We start from the raw sequence: 26581 nt of genomic DNA, 5'->3' as shown, positions 1-26581 counted from the left end.
TCAACGTTAGGGCGTCACCGGATTGACCGTCGGAGACGTCTTTGGCCCGGGCCGCTCCGGCTCAATCGGAGATTTTGGGTCGGTCGGAAGCACCTTGGCGCCCGCCGCTCGGGCGGCCTCGCCAGTGGTCGCATACATTGCGACATGGGCCGGCTGTGTCTTGGCTCGGCTCCAGGGACCGTGATCGACGACCAGCATCGCAGCAATCGTCAGGCCGGCCACAACCAACGCGATCACGCCGGGGTGGCGAAGCGCTGAGGAGATGGAGTTCGCGAAGCGGTCGGTCCTCATCGAATAACCCCTATTTTTCCTCTCGTGAGTTAATTCAACCGCGGCCCGCGAGTTCCGCTCCGGCTCAAGCGAGTTCCCGGCCAATGCGGGCCTCTGGCTTCAGGCCGGCCTCCTCCATTTCTTGCAACGCACGATGAGTTGCGTCACTCGCCCGGCGCGATCGCGTTGCTGGGCGTGGGCCGATCGGTGATCTGCTGACCGAACAGGCTGCCGATCAGTTCGACGACGGCGCGCGCGGTGCGGCCGCGCTCATCCAGGAACGGATTGAGCTCGACGATGTCGACCGATCCCACCACGCCGGAATCGTGCAGCAACTCCATGACCAGATGTGCCTCCCGATAGGTCGCCCCTCCGGGTACCGTGGTGCCGACGCCCGGCGCGACGCACGGGTCGAGAAAATCGACGTCGAAGCTGACATGCAGCACGCCGTTGCTTGCTTTGACGCGCTCGATAACGCGCCGGATCAGCACAGCGACGCCGAACTCGTCGATCTGGCGCATGTCGACGACCCTGATCCGACGCGCGCGCATCAACTCCTTCTCGAGCTTGTCGATTGAGCGCGCGCCGAACAGATCGAGCCTGTCCGGATCGATCGAGGCGCGTGGAACATCTCCCAACAGGCCATCGAGACCGGCCTCGCCACAAAGGAACGCGGCCGACATGCCGTGCATATTGGCCGTGATCGTCGTCTCCGGCGTGTTGTAATCGGCATGCGCGTCGAGCCAGAGCACGAACAGGTCGCGGCCGCGCTCCTGCCAATGGCGCGACATCGCATTGACGGACCCCATGGACAACGTGTGATCGCCGCCAAGGAAGATCGGCAGGGCACCGGTTTGCGCGACCTCATAGCCGCGCCGACTGAGTACGCGGGTCCAGCGCTGGATTTCGCGGTAATGATTGGCCTGCTGCGGCGGCCTGTCGGTGAGATCCCCGACTTCGGCTATTGAGAGATCGCCGAAGTCGACGACTTCGAAATCCAAGCTTTCGAGCACTGTTGCGAGGCCGGCGGTCCGCAGCGCCGCAGGGCCCATCAGGGTACCGCGCTGCGAAGCGCCCATATCGATCGGCGCGCCCAGCAATGCGATGCGCCGGGCTCGATCCGTGATGGTTCGATCGGTCACGGCAATCTCCTGAGATCAGCAAGGCTGCACCAGCGTAACAGAGATTCGCACCCGCCGTTTCACGGGGTGCCGGAACAAATTCCCGCGCGCCGCATTTTCTCCCCAAGGCCGGTACCCGCCGTTCAAGACGGCGCATGTCGCGGATAGCCAAAGGCCTTCGGGCCCGCTGTTCAAAACGAGCGCACGCGCGGATAGCCAAAGGTGCCGGCCTCAATTGCGTCGTCGGGTCTGGAGGTCGCGAGCTTGAGCATGGACATACCGCAGCCTAATCCCGAGCCCGGCATGGCCGAGCGCGCCATCGATGCAGCGACCGAGGTGTCCCGTACCTTCGGCGAGGTCGCCGGTGGGTTGCGTGCCGCCGTCGATCGCCTCACTTACGCCATTGATGAAGCACGAAAGCCGGGCCGGCCGCTCGCCACAGTCGCGGCGATCACGCGCGAAGCCCCCCTGGCCAGCCTCTTCGTCGCGTTCCTCTTCGGCGTGGCGGTTGCGCGCCGGCGCTGACGATCGAGCCAGCTCAGGCCGCGCTGACAGCTTCAGGCTCAGCCGCCAGGAACTGCTTTCCGAACGCCTCGGCAGGCATCGGACGGCCGAAGAAATAGCCCTGCCCTTCCTCGCAGCCCATACTGACCAGGAAGTCGGCCGTCGCGCGATTCTCGATGCCTTCGGCAACCACCGTCAGGCCAAGCTGCTTGCTGAGACCGATGGTCGAGCCGACGATCGCAGCATCGTCGGAATCCGAAAGCAGGTCGAGCACGAAGGAGCGGTCGATCTTGAGGCCGTCGAGCGGAAACTTCTTCAGATAGCTCAGGCTTGCATAGCCCGTTCCGAAATCATCGAACAGAATGCGGACACCGAGCTGCTGGATACGCTTGAACATGTCGAGGACCCGATCCTCGTCGTGCAGCAGGATGTCCTCGGTGACTTCGATCTCGAGCAGCGACGGGCTGAGCCCCGTCGTTTTCAGCAACTGCGCAACCGAATGCGCGAGCTCGCCTGATTGGAGCTGCGAGGGCGAGAGATTGATGGCGACGCGGACAGCATTGCCCGACAATTCCCACGCGCGCGCCTGCCGGGCCGCGGTCTCCATCACCCAGTTCGCGATCCGCTCGGACAGTGCCGAGGTATTGACGACCGGCATGAACTCGCCGGGCGAGACGTAGCCACGCGCCGGATGCCGCCAGCGGATCAGCGCTTCGGCTCCGACCAGGCCGCCATCGACCAGGCGAACCTGGGGCTGGTAGAACAGCTCGAACTCGCCCCGGTCTGCGGCAAGCGCCAGTTCGCTCTCCAGCGTCAGCCGGCTTTCCAGCTCCTGCCTGATCGCGCTCTCGAAGATCACATGGCCGCCGCGTCGCGTCAGCTTGGCCTTGCTCAGCGCAAGATGGCCGTTGCTGAGGAGATCGTCCGCGCTTTGTCCACCGTCGGGATAGACGGCGACACCCATGCTGATCCTAACCCGATGCTGGCGCGTACCCGTTGCGAGCGGAGCCTCGAACGCGCGCGCAATCCGCTCGGCCAACGAAGCAATCGGTTCACCGAGACCGGCGCAATCCAGCGCAATTGCAAACTCGTCGCCGCCGAGCCGGGCGACGAGTGCCTTGCTATCGGCTTGGGTCCGCAGGCGCTCAGCCACCGCGCGCAGCACGAGGTCGCCGGCCGCGTGTCCAAGCATGTCGTTGATCTGCTGAAAGCCATCGAGCCCGAGCACGAGCAACGCGACCTCCGAAGGCCCGTCCGCAGCAGCGATCAGACCGATGAGTCCCGCGTGCAACGTGTTGCGGTTGGCGAGCCCCGTCAGCGCGTCATATTCGGCCAGATATCTGACGCGCTCGGCCGCGCGCTTGCGCACGGAAATGTCCCGCATGATCGCGCCATACTGGAAGCCGTCCGTTCCCTGCCAGCCCGAGAGGCTCGCCTCGACGGGGAAAGTTTCGCCATTCTTGCGTCGGCCCTCGAACTCGACGACGACGGCCCCGCCGGGAACCAACAGGGCCTGGCGCGCTGCATCGCGCATGGCGAAAGTCTTGCCGCCGCCATCGGCCGCGATCGCGCAAAGCGTTTCAAACGGGCGCCCGATCATCTCGGTCGGCATATAGCCGAAGATCGCGCTCGCGCCGGGATTCCAGACCGTGATCCGATGATCTTCGTCGGTGCAGACCAGACCGTCGCCCAGCGACATCGCGATGCGGTGAAAGCGGCTTTCGGCGATGCGCCCCAGCAGGCTGCGGAAGTCGATCTCGTCCAGCGCGATCGCCGCCAGATAGGCGACGATCGCGATGTGGAACAGCGACGTATCAACGACAACCGGCCAGCGTTCCTGGACAAGGACGGCTGCGAGTTCGATGCCTGCTCCCGCTGCGACCAGGATCGCAACGCGAGCCCCCGGTGCGACACGGCGCCAAGTATACAACATGATGAGGCAGATCAGGCCGAGACTCAGAATCGTGCCGGCATCGGACGTCCAGCCCAGCATCCGGTTCTGAAGGACAGATTCCGCTGCCATCGCCTGCAGAACGGGTCCGGCGAGGATGCGGCCGTTCGGAACGCTGAAGCGGTCGCCCAGTTCGAGTGCCGTGGCACCAACAATGACCTTCTTGTCCTGCAGTTTGTCGAGCGCTGCGGCATCGCCGCGTAACACGTCGACATAGGAAACGACGGGAATCGAAGCCGCCCGGATGCTGAAGTCGATCAGAAAAGGCGGCCGTCGATTGGCGTCCTGTCCGGCCAAAACCACCGCCATCGACGGAATCTGCGCATCGCCGAGTTTCTCTCCGACGGGATAGCGGCGAACGAGCCCATCGGATTCAACCGCGACATTGACGACGGCCGGCCACGACTGGTTGCCGAACGGCTTCAGGGGACGATTGATGTGAGCCGCGCCACCATTTGGCGTCGGCTGCTTGAACGAGGGCAGGATCGTCGAGCCGCCCACCTCGCGAAGCGCGGTGAGGAAGGCTTCATCGGCAACCGGATCAGACGGTGTGCTGAAATCGATGTCGAAAGCCACCTCCTGCACTCCGGCGGCCTCAAGCCGGTGCAGGAGATCGGCGTGCAGACTGCGTGGCCAGGGCCATACGCCGATCTGATCGATCGAAGGGGCGTCGATAGCGACCACGACGACCTTGCCGGTCGCGGAACGCGACTGCCAGGCGAAACGGAGATCCGTGAGCACGTTGCGAAGCGGGCCATGCCACCCGGTGGACAGCACGACCGCCAGAGCGATCACGACAAGGATATGCGGCCGATAGCGTTTCACCCGATCCTCCCCACACACCCGCATCAACGGGCGCGCCCCCTCGTCTTCTAGGAAATCGCCTCAGTGGTGATGGCCGTTCCCGTTCCCATTCCCGTTGCCGTTACCACCACCATTCCCATTGCCGTTACCGTTGTTGCCTTTGCCGTTACCGGTGGCGCCGCCGTGACCTTTGCCTTGATCGCCCCTGTCATCACCGTCGGTTTTGCTGTTGTCATTCCTGGTGCCGGAATTGCCGTTGCCATCCGACGGTCCGGCGGCCGCGTCGGCGCTCGAACCGGCGCTGGTCGCAACATTGCTTGCTCCTGTACTTGACGACGTCGACGCAGCGCCGGCACTCGAGCCACTGCCGCTGACAGTGACCGCCGTGATCGCGGAACTGTTGGTGGCAGTGGTCGTCGTGCTCGACTTGCTACCGCTCCACACCGTGTCGGTGCTGGCGTTTGCATTTCGCACCTGTCCTGGTGCGATGGTGTTGTGGGCGAGCCCGTGCGTGACCTTGTGGAAGTTCAGCTTGACCTCACCGAGCGAGCCCGAGATGTGCACGGCGCCGATCTTGGGCGCGTGAGCGCTGGCTGTCTGATGCGAGTGCATCGGCGCGCCAGCCACCTTGGTGCTCTTGTCGGCCGTGCCGAGAGCGCGGATCGCACCACCATTCCCGGCGTTGCGCGGCGCCGACAGGCCTGACTTCGGCACTGGGACGCGTTCGATCGTCGAGGCACGCGGCTTGCCTTGCTCGATCGGATTGAGCGTGCCGGAGCCTCTCAGGCTGAGACCAGGCTTGCCGTGCTCGAAGGCGGTGGCGACCTGGCCCGGCATGACCTGGGCAATCTGCCCGGTCTTGAAATCGGAGACCTCGACCTGACCACGGAGCACGCCGACCTTGGTGCTGCCTGCGCCTACTGTAACGCTGAAATGGGTTCCCTTGACCACGGCGGCGAGATAGGGCGTCTCGACCTCGAAATGCTTGACGTTACGCTTCTCGACCTCGAGCAGGATCGACCCCGCCTGCTGGATGATAGTGGTCGAAAGACCCTCCTTCTTCTCGGCCGGCACCCCGACCACCGAGTTGGGCGAGATCAAAATCGTCTCCTCGCCGCGAACCAGCAGCACGCGCCCGTTCCGCCCGGTTCGGATGGTGTCGCCCGGCTTCAGCGTTTCTTCCTGGTTTAACGAGACCTGTTGGGCGCCACTGGTGGAAAGCCAGACCTCCCCCGATGACTTGCTGACCGACCAGACGCCGTCATCCGCAGCGGATGCACCGGACGCGGCTCCCATGATCAACGCGGCGATTAGGGCACACCGCATTCCAACTCTACCCAGCATGATGATCCTCGGTCCGCATGACAGCCAGCCGCGAGGCGTATCCGAAATCATTCAACATAGACTTAGCCGGAAACGGTCAGCAGAGCGGTCGCATTAACGATTCATTGACCATAAAAAAATATGAAAAATCATGCAGCTAACGAAGTCTTACCGGCTCATCGGCACTCCTCCGTCAAACTACGGAGAACTGTTCGTTGCGCGCATTGAGAAGCGCCATCTCCTCACCGCGCTGGTGCTGGCGGCATCGATCTTCGCGGGAGTTCCGCAGAGTTTCGCGCAGCAGGCGCATGCCCCGGGCTTCGATCCGCGGCAGCCGGAGAAATATTTTGAAAACCAAAGCGAGCGGGAATCCCTGAGCCGGCCCCCGCTGAAGCTCCCTTCGGCCGGCCAATCCAATGCCGCGGGGGACAGCAAGGCGCAATTTGTGCTGCGCGGAATCAATATCAGCGGCGCCCACGCCATCTCCCCCGATCGCATCGCCGCGGCCTACCAGCCTTATCTCGGCAAAAGCGTCTCGCAGGCCGACCTTGTCGCGATTGCCGGCGCGATCAGCGATCTCTACCGTGCCCAGGGCTTCCATCTGAGCCGAGCAATCGTGCCGGCGCAGGATATCGCAGACGGCCGTGTCCGGATCCAAATCATCGAAGGCGCCATTGTAGAGACCGAACTGAAAGGCGATGGCGCCGAGCAATTCGGTATCAGGCCGATGCTCGGGCCGATCCTGGCAGAGCAGCCGTCGCGCCTGGCAACACTCGAACGTCAGCTCTACCTCATCAACGGCTGGCCGGGAGTCCGGATCACCGATACCGCGCTGGAGGAGATCGGCGGCGCGACCGGCCGTTTCCGCCTCACCGTCTGTTTGAAGTCCTGGCACGTCTTCACCTCGTTCGGGCTCGACAATCTCGGCTCATCGTCGGTTGGCCCGTGGCAGACCTATGCGACCGGCGCGTTCAACTCCTATCTAACGCCGGGGGACACCCTCGCGGTCAATCTGTCGACGGTCGCCAACGACCCGCGCGAGCTCGGCTTCTCGCGGCTGTCCTATGATGCTCCAGTCGGCGTCGACGGCGTACGGCTCGGCGGATCAGTGCTGTACAGCGCGGTCAGGCCCGGCGATGTGCGTCGGCTCGCCAGCGACATCACCACGACCGAAGCGTTCGAGCTGCGCGCCAGCGTCGTCCCGCTACAATCGCGATCTTCCACGTTGACCCTGACTGCGGCCACGACCTTCAGCAATGTATCGGAGCACGATCTGTACGGGCCCTGGTACAATGACCATATCAGGGCCGCGAGCCTCACCGCCGACTATCGGCTCCAGGACGGCCTCGGCGGCACCAACTTTGCGACGATGACCTTTCGCCAGGGCCTCGACGTCTTCGGTGCCTCGCATTTCGACGATGATCTGTTGTCGCGCGACGGCGCCTCCTCGAATTTCTCGGTGCTGAACTTCTGGTTCACTCGCTACCAGTCACTGACCGACACCTGGTCGCTCAAGCTGTCTGCAGCGAGCCAGACCGCGTCACGGCCACTGTTCACCTCGCAGCAATTCTATCTCGGCGGCGCAGCATTCGGCCGCGGTTATGGTGCGGCCGAGATCAGTGGCGACAACGGGCTTGCCGGCTCCTTCGAACTCCGCTTCGACCAGAACCTCAATTTCCGTTACTGGAGCGGCTACCAGCTCTACGCCTTCGGCGATGCCGGTGCGGTCTGGAACGACGGTTACCGGCTGAGCGACGGCCTCTCGCTGACATCGGCCGGTGCCGGCGTGCGGTTGTTTCTGTCCCACGATCTCCAGGCAGATTTTGGCGTGGCCGTGCCCTTGAGCTATCGGGCGCCGGACAATGAGCGCCGCAGCCCTCGCTTCCTGTTCACCCTGTCGAGCGCGTTCCGGCTGCGCCCTGAACGAAACGGCTGTCTCTAGCCCCGCGGGATCGCGACGCGGCCCTTTTGGGGCCACACTCGGAGACTTGCCTAAATTTAATCCTGTGAGGTGCTCACGATCGCTCGATCGGGCCGTTTCCAATAGCCATGTTCAGTCAAAAGTGATTGAGACGGAACCATGAAGAGGGTTTTTGGAATTCTGGCTTTTCTCTGCGTCCTTGCAGCCGGCGAATATGTCGTCGTCAGCAAGCTCGCGATCCGGCACGAGACGCTGTCGTTGTTCGACGCCTCGCGTCAGCGGCCGATCTCGGTGGATATCGCGGTGCGCCGCGACTATGAGACGAAGGCCAATCTCGGCCTCTGGAAACTTCCAGTAGCCATCATCAGCAATGGCAACACGGTCAAGGCGACCGAATATTCCTTCCTCGCCAATGTTCTGGCATCGCGTGGCTATCTCGTCGCCAGCATCCAGCAGGATCTGCCGAGCGACCCCCCCTTAATGACCCACGTCGGCCAGCCATATGTCGGCCGGCGCGAGGTCTATATGCGTTGCGAGGCCAACATCCTATTCGTGCTGAACACGCTGAAGGGGCGGCAACAAAACGCCGATTACGACCACATCACGCTGGTCGGTCATTCCAACGGCGGCGATGTCTCCATGTATGTCGCCCGGCAGCATCCCGAGCTCGTGTCGAAGGTCATTACGCTCGATAATCTCAGGGTGCCGTTCGTCCTCAACGACCACATGAAGATTCTGTCGTTCCGCTCCAAGGATCCGCACTTCGTGACCGATCCCGGTGTGCTGCCGACGCCCGAAGAGGCGAAGGCGCGTGGTATCGACATCATCCACACCGGTGCGCAACACACCGAGATGAGCGATCGTGGACCCGACTCGGTCAAGGAGAAGATTCAGGCGACACTTGACCGTTTCCTGCGCGACAGCGCCAGCAGCGCACTCGCTCCGGCCGATACGACCGCGCCGATGATCATGAATCCCGGCGACTACTGACCAAGAAGCTTTGCGCCCGAGCGAACGAGCTCCGAAAATGCAAATCCCTGCCGGTTGAACCGACAAGGGATCAGCATGAGCGACGCGCCAGATCAGGACTTGCCCTTGCCCGGCTGCATGAAGTTGCCGGTCATCTGGCGCATGTGATCGCCGGCATTGGTAAATTGGCTGCGCAGGAACTCGGACTGGATCCGCATCGCCTCCTGAAGGTCGGTTGCGTGAACCAGCTTGCGAGCGTGCTCGAACGCTGCCTTCATGTTCTGCTCAGTAAAGGCGAGCGCCTGCTTGGAGACGTCTGCCCCCGCTCCCGGAACGGAGGTCATCGACTTGGTGGCGGCATCGAAAAACATCCCGAATGCCTTCTCAGCCTGGTCGATGGTTTTCTCGGCCAGGTCGCGCAGTTCAGCGGGAACTTCGAGCTTCGGTTCGATCATGGTCGCACTCCTCCCTCTTTTTCCTGACTGATTATCACATTTGTGGCACCGCATTCCAGCGGTCAGTCGCGCGCCAGGGCTGCAGCTTGGCGGTCTACCCGGTCCGGAAGATGGACAAAGCGGAACGTCGGGGCGCTTTCGGTCCTGCTAGGACACGGGATGTTCGGGGAGCGTTTCGTCAGTGACGAGGTCTTCGACAAGCCTGATCACCTCGAAACGCTGGCGGGGAGCGAGCTTGAGAAAGGCGCGCAGCAGGCGGAGACTCTCGACCGTACCGGTCGCGGGGGCGCCGAGCTTGAGATGCAGTTCAGCCGCGAAATTGAGGTTTTTCATCTCGCACCTATGACAGGATCGGCCCTTCGGGTTGTACATCAGCAGCCCTAAAGGACCAAATGCCGTCACCGAACGCCATTGCGACGACCGACTCTCGGTAGGGCCATCTCAGCAGACCATCACGCCGAGCTGCAGATTTCGACAGACTCGGCTCGACCCGAGAAGTTGCAACCATGACAAGAAACAACTCATCGTGCAAGCCACTTAGCGATGCTTCGCCGACACCGCGCCACGGCAATTCCGAATGACAGGCATAGGGCGTCGTCGTCACCCACCTGCGTCAAGAAGCAGCATCAGTCACCACATGGCCCCGATCGCTGTCAATTCGACCAACGTTTCGGGTTGCTTCCGGCATGCTCGGAAACTGGCAAACACAGGGGCTGGACCTTCTTCAGCGTGCTCGTCGCACGCGTCCTGAAAAACCATGTCGGGAGCGTAGTCGGTCACCTTGTATTGCGGCTTCACGCAGGCAAATGGACCGGACCGGAGATTTCGCTGTCGCGACAAGCCGATGATGATCTCATCATTAACGGTGACGATCTTGCCCAGATTCATTTTGGTCTCCTGCGCCCATGCGCCCTGTGCCGAGAGTGTCGGAAGCGGAGCCGCGAGGCCAAGTGCCGGCGGCGAAAGCCGCCGGCACTTTCGCTCAACCGCGCCGGGCTGTTGTGTCGGTCGCGAAGCCGTAGACGAGCGCCAGCCGATCGAGGCATTCGCGAAATCGCCGGGCGAAATAGTCGTTCCAGCGCTGGGTGCGGACCGCGCGCCGCTGCCCGATCTGGTCCATGGTCAGGCCGTGCACCAGCACGTCGTGCACCAGAGCCGCACCGTCGGTGCCGAGCTCGTGCTCGATCCGATTCAGCCGCAGCACAGCCTGGCGCTGGCTGTCGCTCATGGGCTCGCGGAGGCGTGCGCCGTCGACATATTCGCGGGTCGGATCCATGGCCTGTGGGCCTCGCTCCGCCCTCTCCCAGTCGTTCTGATAGGCCCGACCACCCCGATATTGCGCCTCGTCGATCTGGTGGTGCGAGTGCAGCCGGCCGAGCGGATCGTTCCTGATCGACCGCATCACCAGGATCTTCTCGTCCCTATCCAGTGCCAGTGGATTATCGACCTCGATCTCCACGACCTCGGCGTTGAACGGCAGATCGCGCGACCGCCGGTCGTGAAGTCCGGTCAACTTGTAGGACATATTGCGTTTGGCACGTGTCACTCGGAAGCTCCTTTCGAATTGACATGAGACGGGACGGCGGTGCCGGTCAGGCGGCGGAAACCAGCCTCAGTACGACGGCACCGGCCGTACAGCCGGACGTTGCTCCAGGACCGCGAGTCAGGTGAGCATGCGGCGCGCAGTAGCCCGAACCAGGCTGACGCGGATGGCCGCAGAAACGGATCTCCTCTCCCTCCCTGTCACCCCCATAGGGATAGCGGCAGTCGCCTTGCTCGAGCTCGACCAGCGCGATCAGGCGCGGCCGGATACCAACACAGCGCAATTTGACCGGATTGACCGGCTTCAATGCCGACGGCGGCGGCAGGTTCAGGCTGGCTGACGCGGCACGATACGGCGCGACCTGGGAGGGCTCGCCCGACAAGGACGGCACGATCGACGGACTCATCACCCGTTCGGGCGCTGCGAGCCCGAGCCCCAGCCGCCTGGCCCGGCCGGCCACCGCATTGCGCGTGTAAACCGTTCCAAACCTTGCGTTAATCTTCCTTCCGATCTCCGCATACGACCACCCCTTGAAAAAATAGTCTCGAAGCGCGTCGGAATGCTCCGACGGCCAATAGCCCGGTTCCATGCTGCTGTCCTGTGATGCGCCCCGACCGTTCGATCCGGCGGCGGACACATACATTCCGTTATTCCGAATACAAAGTCAAGCCGGAATTCTGATATTCATAATTGCATCAATTCCGAATTTCGGATTACAAGAGCCACGTGCCACGGCAATCGAGGGAAACATCATGTTGGACGCTGCAATGATCGAGCGGGGCCTGGAAAAGACGGGCAAGAGCAAGGGCGGGCTGGCCGCGGCGATGGGCGTGCGTCCTGGAGCAGTGTCGGAAATCCTTGGTGGCGAACGCCTGGTGAAGGCCTCGGAAATCATTCCGATCATGGAATATCTGGAGCTCAACCTCGCGCCGATCATGGGCCGCGTCGGCGCCGGCGCCGTCATCGAGCCTGACGTCGAGCAGGTTCCGCCGGAGGGGCTCGGGGACGTCACGCTGCCCTTCCCGATCATGGAAGAAACCGTCGCATTCGAGATCGTCGGCGATTCGATGCTGCCCAAATATGAAAGCGGCGACGTGATCGTGGTCTACAAGGACCAGCGTCATCCGCTGTCCAGCTTCTACGGCGAAGAGGCCGTGGTCCGGCTCAAGACCGGCGAGCGCTATCTCAAGACCATCGAGCGGGGCAAATCACCTTCCGTCGTCAACCTCACCAGCTTCAACGCCAAGCCGATCGTCGGCGTCAAGCTCGACTGGGTCGGAGAGATCTGCCTCTCGATGCCGAAGGGCCAACTCGAGCGGCTGCGCGCCAAGTCCGCCCGCCCGCGCAAGAAAGGCCGGTAAGGCGCGATTTCCGATTTTTGGAAATCCACCTTGACTTAATTCTTTTTTTCGGAAATACTCCTGCCGCGCACCGATCATCGGGGCGCGGCAGGATCGTTTGATGCAGTATTTCGTCGTGATGATCGATTACGGGCGCCGCGGTCGCGAGGCGATTGTCGACCCTGAAATCACCAGGCGCGAAGTCATCTCCCGAGTCAGCTCCGGCGAATACCAGAACATCTCGTTCGTCCACGAAATCGCGGGGGATTCCGTCGAGGACGTGACCGAAGCCATTCTGGCTGAGGCCGCCGTCCCCGAAATTCCGCCTGAGGATATCGATCTCCAGGCGAACCGTCTCGATCACGTCCGCGACCTGCACAGGCACGACAAAATATGACGCGCGCCCAGGCCACCTGCGCCACTGCTCCACCCGAAATCACACCGTGAGAACGGTCGATCCCGTGGTCTTGCGCGCGGCGAGATCGGCATGCGCCTTGGCGGCGTCCTTCAGCGGATAGGTCTGGTGCACCTCGATCTTGACCGCGCCGGATTTCACGACATCGAACAGCTCGTTCGCCATCGCGACCAGGTTCTCGCGCTTGGCGGCGTAGGTGAACAGCGTCGGCCGGGTGACGTAAAGCGAACCCTTCTGCGCGAGCAGGCCGAAGATTGAGCGGCTCGACCGCACCGGAAGACGCACCGAACAGCGCGGCGACGCCGAGCGGCGCGAGGCAGTCCAGCGACCTCAGGAACGTGTCCTTGCCGACGGAATCATACACCACCGGCACCTTCTTGCCGCCAGTGATCTCGTCGACGCGCTTCACGAAATCCTCGCGCGAATAAATGATGACGTGATCGCAACCATGCGCCTTGGCGAGCTTGGCCTTCTCATCGCTGCCGACGGTACCGATCACGGTTGCGCCGAGATGCTTGGCCCATTGGCTCAGGATCAGGCCAACGCCGCCCGCCGCGGCATGCAGCAGAATGGTGTCGCCAGCCTTCACACGATAGGTCTGCCGGATCAGGTACTGCGTGGTCAGCCCCTTCAGCATCATTGCAGCCGCGGTCATGTCGTCGACCCCGTCAGGCAGCTTCAGAAGCCGATCGGCAGGGATCAGCCGCGCCTCGGAATAGGCGCCAAGCGGCGAAGCGCCGTATGCGACACGGTCACCCGGCTTCAGATCAGTGACGCCTGGCCCGACTTCTTCGACAACGCCCGCGGCCTCGCTGCCGAGCCCACTCGGCAATTGGGCCGGATACACGCCCGAGCGGTTGTAGATGTCGACGAAGTTGAGGCCAACAGCGGTATGGCGAATGCGCGCCTCGCCTGGTCCCGGCTTGCCGACATTGACCTCCTCCCAAACCAGAACGTCCGGACCGCCGGTTTTGTGAAAGCGAATGGCATGGGTCATGGGCGTGCTCCCTTATCGTTGTGATGTGATGGTCCGAAAACCGGATCGGCCGGTGAAATAGGCATTTCGTCCGCCCCGTTACAGTATAGAAGACGTAACAAGAATGTCACAGCTACCGACAAACCCGCGCCGTTCCGCCTCTGTTCGGAAGAGTTGATGACGGTCCTGCGGCGACCGGCAGTACCCTTTGCGCGGGGATTGGTGGTCGCCTGCGAAGGAGAGCCGAGATGCCAGCTTATGTACAGCATCGTCAGGATATCGAAATCGCGCCTGTGATTTGTCCGACGTGCATCGGGTTCCTGCCGATGCATGTGCGTGGGGTCGAACCGCACTGGAGCCTGGCCAAGATCGACTTCGTCTATGAATGCGCCGATTGCGGCGCCGAGGTCAGGCAGACCATTCGCAAGCCGGGGCAGCTGCGACACTGATCGCGGCGTCAGCCGCTCATCAAGTATTTGCGCTGAACGGAATAAGTGGCCATCAGCGCGGATCAGGCCCGTCCCAGACGAGGCTTGTTCTTTGCCGGGAACGCAGGCAGAACAAGCTTCAAGCAAGACCTTTGGGAGCGCCCTTTCGTGGCTGAACAGAAGGCCTCGACCGCGATCGAGGCAGTGGAGAGCGGCCTCGCCGCGCAGGGCTATATCGCGAGCCGGCAGATCGCGACCGCCGTCTATTTGTCGCAACAGATCGAGAAGCCGATCCTTGTCGAGGGCCCTGCGGGCGTCGGCAAGACCGAGCTTGCCAAGGCGATCGCGGCCTGGCGCGGCAAGAAGATGATCCGCCTGCAATGCTACGAAGGCCTCGACGAGGCCAAGGCGCTCTACGAGTGGAAATACGCCAAACAGCTGCTCTACACCCAGATCCTCAAGGACAAGCTCGGCGAAGTCCTCGGCGGCGCGCAAACGCTGCACGCTGCCCTCGACCAGCTCCATGATTTCGGCGACGTGTTCTTCTCCAAGGAATTCGTCGAGCCGCGGCCGCTGCTGCAGGCGCTGGAGCAGCCGGGCGGCTGCGTGCTGCTGATCGACGAGATCGACAAGTCGGATGCCGAATTCGAGTCGCTGCTGCTGGAAATCCTCTCGGACTTCCAGGTCACGATCCCGGAGCTCGGCACGGTCTCGGCGATGACGCCACCGACCGTGATCCTCACCTCCAACAGCGAGCGCGATCTCGGCGACGCCCTGAAGCGACGCTGCCTGCACCTGCATATCGGCTTCCCCGAGCAGCGGCTCGAAGAGCGCATCGTTGAAAGCCGCGTCCCCGGCATCTCCCGGACGCTGCGCCGGCAGATGGTGGGCTTCATCCACGAGATCCGCTCGCTCGACCTGAAGAAGCTGCCCTCGGTCAGCGAGACGATCGACTGGGCGCGCGTGCTGGTGCTGCTTCAGGCGTCCGAGCTTGATACCGAGATCGTCAAGGACACGCTCAACGTGCTCCTGAAGTACGAGGCCGACATCGAGGCTGCGTCGCCGCAGATTACGACCTTCATTGCCAAGGCGGCACGGTCCAACGTCTTCGGTTGACGCCGATGCGCGAAAATCTTCATCGTTTCTTTCGGGCGGCGCGGGGCGCCGGCGTCCATGTCTCGCCCGCGGAAAGCATCGATGCGATGCGCGCAGTGGCGCAGGTCGGCCTCACCGACCGCGCCATTTTGCGCGACGCGCTGCTTCTGACGCTCGCCAAGTCGCAGGACGAGAAGCTCGCGCTCGGCGACTGTTTCGATCTGTTCTTCAGTCAACCCGAGCCGCCTCAGGATCAAGCCGGAGCCAACGACGATGACGAAGCCTCACAGGACTCCGATCAATCGTCCTCATCGAGTTCGACCGGCGAAGCGGCCGAAGGTCAGCCTCCCGAAGAATTAGGTCCTCTCGCACGGATGCTGCTGTCGCAGGATCGCAATGCGATCTCTGCCGCGATCGCCAGCGCGTCCGGTGCAGCCTCACTCTCCGACATCCGTTACTCCACCCAACGCGGCATCTTCTCCAGCCGCATCCTCGACGCGATGGGCCTTCAGCGCCTGCGCGACGATCTCGACGAGTTGACCGCAAGCAACCCGGCACTCGCCGAGCGCTTGCGCGCGGCACTGGACGCCCTGCGCGAGGCCGTCCGCGACACCGTCTCGCAAGGGCTTGCGCTCTATGCTCGCGAAGAGGCCGAAAACCTCCGCAACGAGATCCTGCGCAATGCGCCTCTGGCCCGCATCGAGCGGCGCCAGGTCGCGGAAATGCGGGCTCTCATCCGCCAGATCGCGCGTCGCCTGCGCGAGCGCTATTCGAAACCGCGCAAGCGCCAACGCCGTGGACATCTCGACGTCCGCCGCACACTTCGCCGCAACGCTGCCTGGGGCGGTGTCCCCTTTCTCACCGCATGGAAGCGCAAGCACCGCGAGCGGCCGAAGATCGTGGCGCTGTGCGACGTCTCCGGCTCGGTTGCGCAGGTCTCGGACTTCTTCCTGCTCCTGATCCACTCGCTGCACGAGGTGGTGGACGACGTCCGTTCCTTCGCATTCTCCTCCCACCTGATCGAGGTCAGCGACATCCTGCAGAAGAAGTCGCCGGAAGAAGCGATGGCCGAGATCATGTCCAAAGTCGGCTTCGGGTCGTCCGATTACGGCTCGTCACTGGTCGATTTCGAGAAGGACTTCATGAGCACGCTGACGCCGCAGACCACGGTGATCGTGCTCGGCGATGCCCGCAGCAACAATCTCGATCCGCGCGCCGACATCTTGCGCCGCGTCTCCGAACGCTCGAAGCGGCTGGTCTGGCTCAATCCCGAAGGACGGCTTGCCTGGGGCTTTGGCGATTCCGAGATGCCGCGTTACGCGACATTTTGCAGCGTGGTGCGGCAATGCGCCACTGCTCAGCAGCTGGAGCGAGCCGTCTCCGACATCGTTGCGATTTACCGGTAGGCCTGTCCGCGGACGTCAGAAGTTCCGCGGGTCCGGCGTTGCAGTCGCGAAGTGATGGGAAATTCATCGAGCGCGCTGTTTCGATTCCTCGGCTTCTGAGCATATCGCGTCGCAGAATGAGGCAGTAACGCTTCCCCTGCACCTGCAGCTGTCGCAACGCAACATCAAATAGAAATCATCAATTCGTGATCAGTGAGCGGGATGATCTTTGCGCCCAAACGATCTTAACCATTGTGACGCAACGACGAGCGGCAATTCGTGAAGAGAGTTTCCAAGCAGCGCATCGAATTCCCGACTCATTGTCGTCGCATGGTCTTCATGCAGCGCCGCTAACAGGGGCGCGCGAACGGTACTGTCGATCGAGGCAACATGAACACCGATTTCGATTTCGACCTTTCACCGGACCAGTGGGAAGCCCTGAAGACGCTTCGCAGCCCGGTGCCGAACGGTCGCCTCTCGAAGGGTCATCTGCTCGAAGGTCTCGTCAGGCTCGGCCTTGTTATGTTCAGCGACGGCGGACCTGCGATAACCGACACCGGCCGGAAGGTTCTGGTGCGCGGATCGTGTAGATTGCTGGATCTGGCAGCGTAGCGCGCGCGTCAGAAAATCTGGGCTGTCACGATCGCGTAAGCGATGAACACGACGCCCAGTCCCCACACCATCGCTGGGATCTTTGACCGCCGGCCGACCGTGACTTCCAGGGCAATGTAGCTGAGAGTGCCCAACGCCATTCCGTTGATGAGGTTGTTGGTCAGCACGGTGACCAGCAGCGTCAGCACGATCGGAATCGCGTTGCCGAGTTCGCTCATGTCGATGCGAGCGAGACCCTGCATCATCAGCACGCCAACGAGCACCAGCGCAGGCGCGGTCGCTTGCGCCGGGACAATGACGAAGATCGGCCAGAAGAACAGCGCGAGGAAGAAGAACCCCGCAACGGTCAGCGACGTCAAGCCGGTGCGGCCGCCGGCCTGCACGCCGGTGATCGACTCGATATAGGCCGTCACCACCGACGTGCCGAACAACGGACCGACGATAGATGCCGTCGCATCGGTCGCAAACGCAGCGGTGGCATTCGGGATCGAGCCGTCGGGCTTGCGCAAATTGGCAGCGCCGGTGACGCCGATCAGCGTGCCCAGCGTCGAAAAGAATTCGGCACACAGGAAATAGAACAGCAGCGGCAGCGCCACGACGAAATGGCTGAAAAGATAGCCGACGTCGAGCGCCATGAAAGTGCTGGCCGGCCAGCGTGGCCAGGACAGCAAGGCCGATGGCATCGACGTCACCATCTTGCCGTTGGCGCCCGGAACGAAGAAGCCGATCACGGTCAGCAACACGATCGACAGGATCAGCGCCGCCGGCACCCGGCGAACCACCAGCACCGGCGTGAGCAGGAGGCCGAACAGCGTCAGCAGCACCGGCGGACTGCGCAGCGATCCCATCGCAATATAGGTCGACGGGTTCTGAACGACGAATCCGGCCCCGCGCAGCGCAATGAAGACGATGAGAGTCCCGACCGCCGCCTGGATGCCGATCTTCAGCGCTTCCGGCACATCCTTCGCGACCTTCTCGCGCAGCTTCGACAGGCTGAGGATCAGGAACAGCACGCCGGTGAAGGCAACCATGGCGAGCGCGCCCTGCCAGGGCATGCCCATCTGCTTGACGATGACATAGGTAAAGATGACGTTCGAACCCATCGCGGGCGCAACCGCGAGCGGCAGATTGGCCCAAAGCCCCATCATCACCGAGCCGAAGATCGCAGCCAGCGCCGTGGCGCTGACGAGATCGGCACGATCCATCCCGGCATTGGACATGATCGCGGGATTCACGGCGATGATATAGGCCATCGCCGCGAAGGTCGTTGCTCCGGCCATCACCTCGCGGCCGATGCTCGTGCCGCGCTCGGTGAGACGAAAGGCCCGATCGAGCAGCCCTGCAACGGGGACCGGCGCCGGCTCTGCGGAAGCGGGCTCCGCCTTCGTCATCTCGTTCATCCCAGTCCTCCCCTACCAGACCACCGGGTGGGTTTCGCCGGTCTGCACGTTGACGAAGCCGAGCGGCGCCTGCTCGCATGGCGCCACCAGCACCCAGCTCCAGGGCGCGCAGGTCAGCGTTGCAAACATCAGCCGCTCCGGGAATCCCGGATACCAGCGCGGCCGGTATGTCGGCTCGTACATCCAGTCGACCTTGCGGCCTTCGGCGTAAAGCCCCTGCATCTCGGCATCGAGCGCTTGCGCCGAACGACAGGTCATCAGCCCGCCGACCTCGAAGCGCACGGTGACGAGCTCGCCCTCACGCACCAGCGCCCATCCACCCTGAAGCTCGATCAGGGCGTTCACCGCCTTTGCCATCGCCGCGTCGGACGAACCGACCACCCAGATGTTGTGCTTGTCATGCGCCACCGAGCAGGCGAGCGCCGTTTCCGGCGTGCGCGGTCCGCATCCCCGCCAAAACATCTTTGCGACGCGCCCGTCGCCGGAAAAGCGGTCGACGATGGCAAATTTCGTGATGGCCTCGCTCTCATCGCGCTGCACGGCTCCGTCGCGCACCGGCAGTTCGAGCGTGTAGAACTCAGGATGCCAATGGAAGGGGCGGATCACCGCGGCCTTCATCGTGGTCCGCCCGGGCTCCGCCCGCAGCTCGAAATCTTCGGGCTGGATCGTGCGCTTGATGTTGACCGTGTTGGTCGCCCAGTCTGGCCATTCGATCTTAGGCACTTCGGCGAGATAACGCCCGCCGTCGGCGACTTGCGCACCGTCGGCCCACACCTCAGCAATCTCGAGCTTGGCAACATCCGACAACAGCACGACGTCCCCGAAGCGCCCCGGCGCCAGACTGCCGACGAAGGGCGTGAGCCGCATGTGCCGCGCCGGATTGATGGTGAGGCACTGGATCGCGATTTCCGGCGCAAGGCCGGCCTCGATCGCTACCCGCGCATTGTGATCGCTGGCGCCGAGCTCCAGCGTATGGCTGGCACTGCGATCATCCGTGGTGAACGCGATCTGCGACCAGTCTTGCAAACCCTTCTCGAGCAGCCATTTGACGATCTCGTCCATGGCGTAGACGCGCAGCTCGACGAACAAGCCGCGCGTGAGCTTGTCCCAAGTCTCCTCCGGCGTCTGCACTTCATGGTCGGAGGCGAGCCCGGCCGCGGCGAAGGCGTTGATGGAGGGCAGATCCCGCAAGCCTGACGCGTGTCCCTCGACGACGCCGCGCGCCGCGAACGTCGCCTCGATCATGCCCCAGAGCCGCTTGTAGGAGGGATTATCTGGATTCCAAACGGCCGGCCAGTCCATGACTTCGTCGAGTCCGGTGACCATCAGGCTCTCGCGCATGAAGCGCGCCTGCTCGTCGCGGCCATACCAGCCGCCACCCCATTCGTAAGCCGTCGGCGGTACCGCGGAGCCGGGCTGAGGAAATATCTTGAGCGGCGAGCCGCGTCGGCGTGCCTCGAACCAGAATTCGAGATTGCGTGCACCGTTGACGTTGGAGAATTCGTGGCTCGCCTCGCAGGTCCAGGTATTGCCATGCGGCAGCACCAGCGCCGCCTCCCATTCCGGCGTCAGATGCGAACTCTCGATATGCTTGTGTACCTCGCCGAAGCCGGGTACGGCCGCAACATCCGGCCGATGCACTCGCTCGCGGACCTCGCCGGGATAGCTTCCCGCCGGCCCGACCCACGCGATACGCCGGCCCTTGAAGACGATTTCCTGGTTCTCGCTCCAGGTGCGGCTGTGCACGTCGAGTAACTTACCCACCCGCAAGGCGCGATCGGCCGGACGGCGACCGAGCGCCGTCAGCACCAGGTCCTGGCGAATCCGAACCTCGTCGGGCGCGTTGATCAGGAGATCGTCGGGTATCGCATTCATTGTCTGCCTCGTTCTATGCCGGCATTTTCGCGACCCACAGTCCGCTTCCGCGACGGCTTTCCGGTCTTGCCGCCACGCGCGGCAGCGCCATCGCGTTGGCGGACATCCTTCAGGAGAGTCACGAGGGCCCACTCGATGGCATCGGCGATCTCGCTGCTCGTCATGCCGAAATCCTCGCGCATCGCGTTCCAGGCAAGCACGTTGTTGAGATAGGACGCGAGCGCCTCGGCTTGGCGGGCGTCCTTTGCGGGAAGATGTTGCACCAGCGGCGCCATCGCCTTGCGATGCTGGTCAATCAGGTGCCGCCTGAAGCCGGCGCGCACCCGGCGACCCGCCCGCGTCATCGCAATGGCGCGCGCGAGATGCGGATGGCGATCGAACCGCTTGCACAGCTTGCGGAATATATCGGGCAGTTCGTCGGGCGAGGTGAAGGGAATGTAGCTGAAGACGTTGTCCTCGATCCATTCGCCGGCCGCCGCGAACAGCTCCGCGCGGGTCTTGAAGTGCCGGTAAATGGTTCGCTCGGCCACCTTCGCACGCTTGGCCACCGCCGCCATGGAGATGTCGGCGGCCGCTTCATCCTCCAGAGTTTCGACAAACGCCGCAACGATGCGCTGCCGCGTCATCTCGGCATATTCGTCGCGAAGGCTGGCGATCTGTCGCTTTGCTGTACTCATGTCATAAAGCTGACATCGCGCAGATTAAGGGTCAAGCCGAGACTTGAGGCAGGCCGCGCCGTAACAAGGGGCTGCGGCGGTTGGCGATCCTCGCACGGGCCGACTGTGGCCCGCTCCTGAAAATGATGTTGGCCCAATCCCTCAATCGTTCGGACTGGACCTCAGGCGGTGGAAAAAAGCGTCCGGCCCCTCCAAAACCGCGATAATCTGGCACGGTAGTTGCTAGCTTTGGTCATCAGCACGTCGTCACAACGGGGAGTTATCATGTCGACCATTGCCGCGGCCCCGGCCGCCGAGCCCAAGCCGCTTTACGCCTCGCTGTTCGTCCAGGTGCTGGTGGCGCTGATCCTGGGGATCATCCTTGGTGTGGTCGCCCCGGACTTCGCCATCAGCCTCAAGATCCTCAGCGATGCCTTCCTGAAGCTGATCTCGATGATCGTGGCCCCGATCGTGTTCTGCGTCGTCGTTCACGGCATTGCCGGCGCCGGCGACCTCAAGAAGGTCGGCCGGGTCGGCGTCAAGGCACTGGTCTATTTCGAGGCGATGACCACAGTCGCGCTCCTGCTCGGACTCATCCTGGCCTACGCTTTCGGTCCCGGCCATGGCATGAACATCGATCCTTCGACGCTCGATGCCAAGGCGCTCAATACCTACGCTGACAATGCCCACAAGCTGCAGGGCGCAGGCATCGGCGCGTTCCTGCTCAACGTCATCCCGTCCACCTCGTTTGATGCGCTGTCGCGCAACGACGTGCTCCAGGTGCTGTTCTTCGCCGTGCTGTTCGGCGTCGGCCTCGCGCTGGTCGGCGGCGAGAAGGGCGCGCTCGTCACCTCGATCATCGATGCGGCGTCCACCGTGCTGTTCCGTGTCATGGGCCTCGTCGTTCGGGTGGCCCCACTCGGCGTGCTCGGCGCGGTGGCCTATACCGTCGGCAAATACGGCGTCGGCTCGCTGAAGCAGCTCGTCTCGCTGGTGATGCTGTTTTACGTCTCGGTCGGTATCTTCGTGCTGGGCGTGCTCGGCGGCGTGATGGCGCTTGCAGGAATCAACATTCTCAAGTTTCTCGCCTACCTGCGCGAAGAGCTGACGATCGTGCTCGCGACCGCCTCTTCCGACGCGGTGCTGCCGCAGATCATGAAGAAGCTGGAGCGGATGGGGGTCAAGGATTCCGTGGTCGGCCTCGTCATTCCGACCGGCTATTCCTTCAACCTCGATGCCTTCTCGATTTATCTCACGCTCGCGGTGGTCTTCATCGCGCAGGCCACCAACACGCCGCTGTCGTTCGGCGATCTCCTGCTGGTGCTGGGCGTCTCCCTGATCACGTCAAAGGGCGCGCACGGCGTGCCGGGCTCGGCGATCGTGATCCTGGCTGCGACGCTGAACGCGGTGCCGAGCATTCCCGCGATCGGACTCGTGCTGGTGCTGTCGGTCGACTGGTTCATCGGCATGGCTCGCGCAGTCGGCAACCTCATCGGCAATTGCGTGGCGACGGTCGTCGTGGCGGCCTGGGAAGGTGACCTCGACCGCGCCAAGGCCGCCAAGGTTCTCGAGGGCGGAGAACTGGTGGACGTGACCGCGGGATAGTGCCCGTGGATCAGTCATTCCACTGGAGGAGCGGCGTTCCGTACGCCCTCTTCCAAACCGACAGGAAGCGCGGAAACCAGGAATGTGCCACGGCGCCCTTATAGGCCCACGTGCGATATTTCAGTCCCTGCTCGGAGATCAGCTCCTGATATCCACCATGGACCTCGGTCGAGGTGCGAATGTCCTTCAAGATTGCTTGCGCGCAGGCGCGGTATGTATTGCTTTCCGAGAACTCGTCGAAGTCCATCATGCGATCCGCGAACTCGACGTTGAATGTCGGCCAGGACGAGCGACCCTGGTAGGCTGGCGCCGCAATCCTGTGGATCATCTTGTTCCGCGGATTGTCGGCCGACATCAGGAAGTGGAACGTGCTGGGGATGCGGAAGCGCGGTTCGGCGATGATCAGATCGGTCGTGGCCGCAAACAGCGCGCGCTCGCGTGCATCGTTCATATCCCAGAAGCCGCGATGCACGCCGACGAAATCCAGCGCGACCAGGGACGCCGGCGTGCCTATCGGACCATCCAGCGAATGCCTGACATAACCGTCCTTGCCGAATAGGCTGAGCAGCCCTTTCTTGTACTCCGCGAGGTCGCGACCGAGCAGCCGCTTCAACTCGTTCTCATCGACGAGGCCAAGCTGCACGCCCCACACGAAGGTCGTGTAAACGCAGGCATTGGTGACGAAACGCCGGCGCTCGGCGCGGGTGTCCGTTGCCGCGGAGCGAGGCCCCCTGGCATCGCAGAGCAAGCATCTGATGCCGTCGGCGTCGAAAGGCTCGAGCTCGCTTGCCAGCTTCAGGACCGCGCGCTTCAAATCGCCGCCGTATTCGGCCAGCAGCAGACGCCCCGCACTCGCGCAATGCGACATTGCCGGATAGGGCGATGCCCGCTCCTCGGCCGAGAGCATCTGCTGGAGACCGGCAAGAATGCCGAGCAGCGTATCCGAAGGAGGCGAGAAATAGTTCACGCCGAGATACCGGTCCTGCCCCGCCGGAACGATGGTGGTCGTGACGACGCCGGCGCGGACCGCCTCCAGCAGCAAGCGCACGCTCTTTTCGAGCAGACGAGCCCGGCGCACCGCGTCCTGTGCATTCATGATGGTCTCGGCGTCGAGGACATCAGGATAGAACCAGGCGAAGTCGCGCGGGTAATAGGCGGAGGCATGCGGTGCGCCCGTAACGAGGAACGCCTCGGTCACCGAAAAGGCGCTGTCCATCGAATGCCGGTAGAGGTCCTCGATCGCTGACGATGAGTGATGCGACTGTCTCAGGAACCGATCACCGAGAAAATTAACCGCCTGAAGGGCATTGGCCATGAAGGTCGCGGCTGCGCCCTGGTAAAACCGATTTCCGCGATGTGACCGCAAGGCAATATCGCTGCTCCATGGGCCGGGTAGCTCGTGATCCCGCCGCCGGCCGGCCGCTGATACGCGAACATGATTGATTCATGTCTCACCCCGATGACACGGCGCAGCACCGGACAGGCCTGCCCAACTCGATTGCATACAACGCAGATATTTCGCCTAATTTTCGATCAATACCATTTGTGACCAAGATTCAAACACTTCATATATGTATTGTATTTCAATAGCTTATACGAAAGTGGCGCTTCTTTCCTCTCTGGCATGAAGCTTGCGACATCCTATCCCGGGCTCCGCCAGACCGGCGCAGCCGCGAGATTGAGGCGGTTCAGCCGCCAAGGGGAGCAAACAATGGATTTTGGCAGGATTTCACGACGTCATGTATTGCAGGCGGGCGCGGCCCTCACCCTCGGCGCAGCGGCGGGCGCCCGCCCGGCCTTCGCGGCCGAGACCACCATCGGCTTCATCTATGTCGGCTCGCGTGACGACTACGGTTACAACCAGGCACATGCGCAGGGGGCGGCGGCGCTGAAGAAGATTCCCGGCCTCAAGGTCGTCGAGGAAGAGAAGGTGCCGGAGACTGACGCGGTCGAGAAGACGATCGAGTCCATGATCAATCTCGACGGCGCGAGCCTGCTCTTCCCGACCTCGTTCGGTTACTACAATCCACACATCGTCAAGATGGCGGCCAAGTACCCGAAGCTTCACTTCGAGCACTGCGGCGGCCTCTGGACCGACAAGGACCCGAAGAACGCCGGCAGCTATTTCGGTTATATCGACGAAGCCCAGTACATCTCGGGCATCGTTGCAGGCTACACCTCGAAGACCGGCAAGCTCGGATTCGTCGCGGCCAAGCCGATCCCGCAGGTGTTGCGCAACATCAACGCCTTCGCGCTCGGCGCGAAGCTCGCCAATCCCAAAGCTACCACGCAGGTGATTTTCACCGGTGACTGGTCCATGCCAGTCAAGGAAGCCGAAGCCACCAACAGCCTGATCGATCAGGGGGTGGATGTCCTCACCTGCCATGTCGACGGTCCGAAGACCATGGTCGAGAACGCGGCGCGCCGCGGCGCCATGGTGTGCGGCTATCATGTCGATCAGTCGCCACTCGCGCCGAAGGCCTATCTCACGGGTGCCGAGTGGAACTGGGAAGCGCTCTACCCGAAGTTCGTGAAGATGATCGCCGCCGGCGAGAGCATCCCGAACTTCTACCGCGGCGGCCTCAAGGAGGAGATCGTCAAGACCTCGCCCTATGGCGAAGCCGTCTCCGCCGAGGCGCGCAAGCACGCCGACGAGATCAAGGCAAAATTCCTCTCGGCCGAAGGCTACGCGATCTTCAAGGGCGGGCTGGTCGACAACAAGGGCAAAACGGTCATTGCGGCCGGCACCGATCGCGGCCAGAAGGATCCCGAGCTCGAAAAGATGGACTATCTCGTCGAAGGCGTGATCGGAGCGACTTCGTGACGACAGAGGCGGCGGATTCGGCCGATGCGGTCGGGGAAATTGCCCCGACCGCAGACCCCGGCTTTCTCCAGCGTCACGGCGGCACAATCGAGTATGTCCTGATCCCGGGCGCGGCGGTCGCCGCCGCACTTGCGATCTTCGGCATCTTCGTCATGCTGTTCGGCAAGAATCCGCTCGACCTCTATTTCTACATGTACTACGGCGCGTTCGGCACCTGGTTCTCGTGGCAGAACACGCTGACGCGTGCGGCACCCCTCATCCTGACCGCGCTTTGCACCGCGCTGCCGGCGCAGCTCGGCATGGTCATCATCGGTGGCGAAGGCGCGCTGCTGATCGGCGCGTTGTCGGCAACGAGCGCCGCACTGTTGCTTCAGGGCATGCCGCCGCTTGTCGTGCAGATCGCCATGGTCATTGCCGGCGTCATCGGTGGCGGGTTGTGGATCACGCTCGCTGGCGCGCTGCGGCAATATCGCGGCGTCAACGAGACGATCTCGAGCCTGCTGCTCGTCTACATCGCGCTCGCAATCCTGAATCATCTCGTCGAAGGCATGATGCGGGATCCCGCCAGCCTCAACAAACCGTCGACCCGCGAGATCGGCGCCGCCAACATGATCGGCTCCATTCCCGGCACCGACGTGCATTGGGGCCTGGTGTTCGGCCTCGGCGCCGCGGTCGCCGCCTACATCCTGATCTATCACACCGTGTTCGGCTTCGCCGCGCGGGTTGCCGGCGGCAACATCCGCGCTGCCAAGATCGTCGGCCTCGGCGTCAGCAAGCTGATCCTGACCATCTGCTTCCTCGCAGGTGGCGCCGCCGGGCTTGCCGGCATGGTCGAGGTCGCCGCCGTGCAGGGCCGCACCAACGCCAATCTTGCGGCGGGCTACGGCTTCACTGGCATCCTCGTTGCTTTCCTGGCGCGGCAAAATCCGCTCGCCATCATTCCCGTCGCCATCCTGCTCGGCGGTATCAGCGCCAGCGGCGGCCTGCTGCAGCGCCGCCTCGGGCTGCCCGATGCCTCCGGGCTGGTGCTGCAGGGCATCATCTTCGTCTTCGTGCTCGCCAGCGACGCGCTCTACGGCCGCATCGGTTTCCTGAAGGGAAAGTCCTGA

Annotated in this window: 25 protein-coding genes and 1 pseudogene; 12 read left to right on the top strand and 14 right to left on the bottom strand. The window is 63.0% G+C overall.

What is annotated here, in order from left to right; genetic code table 11:
• Window positions 1-6: 6 nt before the first annotated feature.
• Together ACVWZ4_RS22935 and rocF are read right to left on the bottom strand one after the other, a co-directional pair.
• Window positions 7-291, bottom strand: coding sequence for a hypothetical protein (locus ACVWZ4_RS22935; RefSeq protein ID WP_456704754.1), 285 nt, complete (start codon window positions 289-291; stop codon window positions 7-9).
• 143 nt (window positions 292-434) lie between these two features.
• A complete protein-coding gene (gene rocF / locus ACVWZ4_RS22930) occupies window positions 435-1412 on the bottom strand; it encodes an arginase (protein ID WP_456704755.1) in 978 nt (325 codons plus the stop codon).
• 249 nt (window positions 1413-1661) lie between these two features.
• On the opposite strand from rocF, the gene ACVWZ4_RS22925 reads away from it, so the two are divergent.
• On the top strand, window positions 1662-1916 hold the full coding sequence (locus ACVWZ4_RS22925; protein WP_456735829.1) for a hypothetical protein: 255 nt from the start codon (window positions 1662-1664) through the stop codon (window positions 1914-1916).
• Window positions 1917-1929: 13 nt separating this feature from the next.
• Here ACVWZ4_RS22925 and ACVWZ4_RS22920 read toward each other — a convergent pair whose 3' ends face one another.
• Window positions 1930-4671, bottom strand: a complete 2742-nt coding sequence (locus tag ACVWZ4_RS22920; protein WP_456790337.1) for an EAL domain-containing protein — start codon at window positions 4669-4671, stop codon at window positions 1930-1932.
• Window positions 4672-4731: 60 nt separating this feature from the next.
• Window positions 4732-5994 (bottom strand): FecR family protein, encoded by a 1263-nt coding sequence (locus ACVWZ4_RS22915; protein WP_456741257.1) that lies wholly within the window; start codon window positions 5992-5994, stop codon window positions 4732-4734.
• Between the two features lie 130 nt (window positions 5995-6124).
• Here ACVWZ4_RS22915 and ACVWZ4_RS22910 point away from each other — a divergent pair, with 130 nt between their 5' ends.
• Both ACVWZ4_RS22910 and ACVWZ4_RS22905 read left to right on the top strand, forming a co-directional pair.
• Complete coding sequence (locus tag ACVWZ4_RS22910; protein WP_456735832.1) at window positions 6125-7915, top strand: ShlB/FhaC/HecB family hemolysin secretion/activation protein; 1791 nt, start codon at window positions 6125-6127, stop codon at window positions 7913-7915.
• Between the two features lie 138 nt (window positions 7916-8053).
• Window positions 8054-8884: an alpha/beta fold hydrolase gene (locus ACVWZ4_RS22905; protein ID WP_456704759.1), complete on the top strand. Its 831-nt coding sequence runs from the start codon at window positions 8054-8056 to the stop codon at window positions 8882-8884.
• A gap of 92 nt (window positions 8885-8976) precedes the next feature.
• Here ACVWZ4_RS22905 and ACVWZ4_RS22900 read toward each other — a convergent pair whose 3' ends face one another.
• From ACVWZ4_RS22900 to ACVWZ4_RS22880, 5 genes are all read right to left on the bottom strand, one after another.
• Window positions 8977-9318 (bottom strand): phasin, encoded by a 342-nt coding sequence (locus tag ACVWZ4_RS22900; RefSeq protein WP_092228872.1) that lies wholly within the window; start codon window positions 9316-9318, stop codon window positions 8977-8979.
• Window positions 9319-9465: 147 nt separating this feature from the next.
• Window positions 9466-9651, bottom strand: coding sequence for a hypothetical protein (locus ACVWZ4_RS22895; RefSeq protein WP_456704760.1), 186 nt, complete (start codon window positions 9649-9651; stop codon window positions 9466-9468).
• 297 nt (window positions 9652-9948) lie between these two features.
• Window positions 9949-10206 (bottom strand): hypothetical protein, encoded by a 258-nt coding sequence (locus ACVWZ4_RS22890; RefSeq protein WP_456735833.1) that lies wholly within the window; start codon window positions 10204-10206, stop codon window positions 9949-9951.
• Between the two features lie 94 nt (window positions 10207-10300).
• Window positions 10301-10864: a hypothetical protein gene (locus tag ACVWZ4_RS22885; RefSeq protein WP_456741255.1), complete on the bottom strand. Its 564-nt coding sequence runs from the start codon at window positions 10862-10864 to the stop codon at window positions 10301-10303.
• Between the two features lie 46 nt (window positions 10865-10910).
• On the bottom strand, window positions 10911-11450 hold the full coding sequence (locus ACVWZ4_RS22880) for a GcrA family cell cycle regulator (RefSeq protein ID WP_456741254.1): 540 nt from the start codon (window positions 11448-11450) through the stop codon (window positions 10911-10913).
• Window positions 11451-11613: 163 nt separating this feature from the next.
• Here ACVWZ4_RS22880 and ACVWZ4_RS22875 point away from each other — a divergent pair, with 163 nt between their 5' ends.
• Both ACVWZ4_RS22875 and ACVWZ4_RS22870 read left to right on the top strand, forming a co-directional pair.
• Window positions 11614-12222: a S24 family peptidase gene (locus ACVWZ4_RS22875; protein ID WP_456735835.1), complete on the top strand. Its 609-nt coding sequence runs from the start codon at window positions 11614-11616 to the stop codon at window positions 12220-12222.
• A gap of 100 nt (window positions 12223-12322) precedes the next feature.
• The gene (locus ACVWZ4_RS22870; RefSeq protein WP_456704765.1) at window positions 12323-12598 is read left to right on the top strand and encodes a hypothetical protein; all 276 of its coding nucleotides are present in this window, start codon (window positions 12323-12325) and stop codon (window positions 12596-12598) included.
• A gap of 39 nt (window positions 12599-12637) precedes the next feature.
• Here ACVWZ4_RS22870 and ACVWZ4_RS22865 read toward each other — a convergent pair.
• Window positions 12638-13613 (bottom strand): annotated as a pseudogene (locus ACVWZ4_RS22865) (quinone oxidoreductase family protein).
• Between the two features lie 227 nt (window positions 13614-13840).
• Here ACVWZ4_RS22865 and ACVWZ4_RS22860 point away from each other — a divergent pair.
• From ACVWZ4_RS22860 to ACVWZ4_RS22845, 4 genes are all read left to right on the top strand, one after another.
• Entirely contained in the window at window positions 13841-14041 is a 201-nt protein-coding gene (locus ACVWZ4_RS22860) for a hypothetical protein (protein ID WP_456704767.1), read from the top strand.
• Between the two features lie 147 nt (window positions 14042-14188).
• Complete coding sequence (locus ACVWZ4_RS22855) at window positions 14189-15136, top strand: AAA family ATPase (RefSeq protein WP_456738769.1); 948 nt, start codon at window positions 14189-14191, stop codon at window positions 15134-15136.
• A gap of 5 nt (window positions 15137-15141) precedes the next feature.
• Window positions 15142-16521 (top strand): vWA domain-containing protein, encoded by a 1380-nt coding sequence (locus ACVWZ4_RS22850; protein ID WP_456741252.1) that lies wholly within the window; start codon window positions 15142-15144, stop codon window positions 16519-16521.
• A 369-nt stretch (window positions 16522-16890) separates the two neighbouring features.
• Window positions 16891-17112 carry a hypothetical protein gene (locus ACVWZ4_RS22845; RefSeq protein ID WP_456704770.1) on the top strand — a complete coding sequence of 74 codons (222 nt, stop codon included), beginning with the start codon at window positions 16891-16893 and terminating at the stop codon, window positions 17110-17112.
• An 8-nt stretch (window positions 17113-17120) separates the two neighbouring features.
• On the opposite strand, the gene ACVWZ4_RS22840 is transcribed toward ACVWZ4_RS22845, so the two are convergent.
• Genes ACVWZ4_RS22840 through ACVWZ4_RS22830 form a run of 3 tightly spaced genes read right to left on the bottom strand, consistent with a single transcriptional unit; the run spans window position 17121 to window position 21064 of the window.
• Complete coding sequence (locus ACVWZ4_RS22840; RefSeq protein WP_456741251.1) at window positions 17121-18512, bottom strand: NCS2 family permease; 1392 nt, start codon at window positions 18510-18512, stop codon at window positions 17121-17123.
• Between the two features lie 12 nt (window positions 18513-18524).
• Window positions 18525-20387, bottom strand: a complete 1863-nt coding sequence (locus tag ACVWZ4_RS22835) for an adenine deaminase (RefSeq protein ID WP_456741250.1) — start codon at window positions 20385-20387, stop codon at window positions 18525-18527.
• Complete coding sequence (locus ACVWZ4_RS22830) at window positions 20384-21064, bottom strand: TetR/AcrR family transcriptional regulator (protein WP_456741249.1); 681 nt, start codon at window positions 21062-21064, stop codon at window positions 20384-20386. The genes ACVWZ4_RS22835 and ACVWZ4_RS22830 overlap by 4 nt, the downstream gene beginning before the upstream one ends.
• 264 nt (window positions 21065-21328) lie before the next feature.
• Between ACVWZ4_RS22830 and ACVWZ4_RS22825 the strand changes: the two genes are divergently transcribed.
• Window positions 21329-22648: a dicarboxylate/amino acid:cation symporter gene (locus ACVWZ4_RS22825; RefSeq protein ID WP_456704774.1), complete on the top strand. Its 1320-nt coding sequence runs from the start codon at window positions 21329-21331 to the stop codon at window positions 22646-22648.
• A 10-nt stretch (window positions 22649-22658) separates the two neighbouring features.
• Here ACVWZ4_RS22825 and ACVWZ4_RS22820 read toward each other — a convergent pair whose 3' ends face one another.
• Entirely contained in the window at window positions 22659-23963 is a 1305-nt protein-coding gene (locus ACVWZ4_RS22820) for a hypothetical protein (RefSeq protein WP_456742254.1), read from the bottom strand.
• Window positions 23964-24359: 396 nt separating this feature from the next.
• Here ACVWZ4_RS22820 and ACVWZ4_RS22815 point away from each other — a divergent pair, with 396 nt between their 5' ends.
• Together ACVWZ4_RS22815 and ACVWZ4_RS22810 are read left to right on the top strand one after the other, a co-directional pair.
• The gene (locus ACVWZ4_RS22815) at window positions 24360-25472 is read left to right on the top strand and encodes a BMP family ABC transporter substrate-binding protein (protein WP_456704775.1); all 1113 of its coding nucleotides are present in this window, start codon (window positions 24360-24362) and stop codon (window positions 25470-25472) included.
• Window positions 25469-26581 (top strand): ABC transporter permease, encoded by a 1113-nt coding sequence (locus ACVWZ4_RS22810; RefSeq protein ID WP_456735843.1) that lies wholly within the window; start codon window positions 25469-25471, stop codon window positions 26579-26581. Before ACVWZ4_RS22815 ends, ACVWZ4_RS22810 begins: the two co-directional genes overlap by 4 nt.

The organism is Bradyrhizobium sp. USDA 4472 (genome assembly GCF_054058595.1).
The sequence above is the reverse complement of the archived record's forward strand: the minus strand, read 5'-3'. Positions and strand labels throughout refer to the sequence as shown.

What these genes read in the sequence shown, in the direction of transcription:
- ACVWZ4_RS22935 (WP_456704754.1), bottom strand. Translation starts at nt 291, where the DNA reads ATGAGGACCGACCGCTTCGCGAACTCCATCTCCTCAGCGCTTCGCCAC.
- ACVWZ4_RS22925 (WP_456735829.1), top strand. Translation starts at nt 1,662, where the DNA reads ATGGACATACCGCAGCCTAATCCCGAGCCCGGCATGGCCGAGCGCGCC.
- ACVWZ4_RS22915 (WP_456741257.1), bottom strand. Translation starts at nt 5,994, where the DNA reads ATGCTGGGTAGAGTTGGAATGCGGTGTGCCCTAATCGCCGCGTTGATC.
- ACVWZ4_RS22910 (WP_456735832.1), top strand. Translation starts at nt 6,125, where the DNA reads ATGCAGCTAACGAAGTCTTACCGGCTCATCGGCACTCCTCCGTCAAAC.
- ACVWZ4_RS22905 (WP_456704759.1), top strand. Translation starts at nt 8,054, where the DNA reads ATGAAGAGGGTTTTTGGAATTCTGGCTTTTCTCTGCGTCCTTGCAGCC.
- ACVWZ4_RS22900 (WP_092228872.1), bottom strand. Translation starts at nt 9,318, where the DNA reads ATGATCGAACCGAAGCTCGAAGTTCCCGCTGAACTGCGCGACCTGGCC.
- ACVWZ4_RS22895 (WP_456704760.1), bottom strand. Translation starts at nt 9,651, where the DNA reads ATGAAAAACCTCAATTTCGCGGCTGAACTGCATCTCAAGCTCGGCGCC.
- ACVWZ4_RS22890 (WP_456735833.1), bottom strand. Translation starts at nt 10,206, where the DNA reads ATGAATCTGGGCAAGATCGTCACCGTTAATGATGAGATCATCATCGGC.
- ACVWZ4_RS22880 (WP_456741254.1), bottom strand. Translation starts at nt 11,450, where the DNA reads ATGGAACCGGGCTATTGGCCGTCGGAGCATTCCGACGCGCTTCGAGAC.
- ACVWZ4_RS22875 (WP_456735835.1), top strand. Translation starts at nt 11,614, where the DNA reads ATGTTGGACGCTGCAATGATCGAGCGGGGCCTGGAAAAGACGGGCAAG.
- ACVWZ4_RS22870 (WP_456704765.1), top strand. Translation starts at nt 12,323, where the DNA reads ATGCAGTATTTCGTCGTGATGATCGATTACGGGCGCCGCGGTCGCGAG.
- ACVWZ4_RS22860 (WP_456704767.1), top strand. Translation starts at nt 13,841, where the DNA reads ATGCCAGCTTATGTACAGCATCGTCAGGATATCGAAATCGCGCCTGTG.
- ACVWZ4_RS22850 (WP_456741252.1), top strand. Translation starts at nt 15,142, where the DNA reads ATGCGCGAAAATCTTCATCGTTTCTTTCGGGCGGCGCGGGGCGCCGGC.
- ACVWZ4_RS22845 (WP_456704770.1), top strand. Translation starts at nt 16,891, where the DNA reads ATGAACACCGATTTCGATTTCGACCTTTCACCGGACCAGTGGGAAGCC.
- ACVWZ4_RS22840 (WP_456741251.1), bottom strand. Translation starts at nt 18,512, where the DNA reads ATGAACGAGATGACGAAGGCGGAGCCCGCTTCCGCAGAGCCGGCGCCG.
- ACVWZ4_RS22835 (WP_456741250.1), bottom strand. Translation starts at nt 20,387, where the DNA reads ATGAATGCGATACCCGACGATCTCCTGATCAACGCGCCCGACGAGGTT.
- ACVWZ4_RS22830 (WP_456741249.1), bottom strand. Translation starts at nt 21,064, where the DNA reads ATGAGTACAGCAAAGCGACAGATCGCCAGCCTTCGCGACGAATATGCC.
- ACVWZ4_RS22825 (WP_456704774.1), top strand. Translation starts at nt 21,329, where the DNA reads ATGTCGACCATTGCCGCGGCCCCGGCCGCCGAGCCCAAGCCGCTTTAC.
- ACVWZ4_RS22820 (WP_456742254.1), bottom strand. Translation starts at nt 23,963, where the DNA reads ATGGCCAATGCCCTTCAGGCGGTTAATTTTCTCGGTGATCGGTTCCTG.
- ACVWZ4_RS22815 (WP_456704775.1), top strand. Translation starts at nt 24,360, where the DNA reads ATGGATTTTGGCAGGATTTCACGACGTCATGTATTGCAGGCGGGCGCG.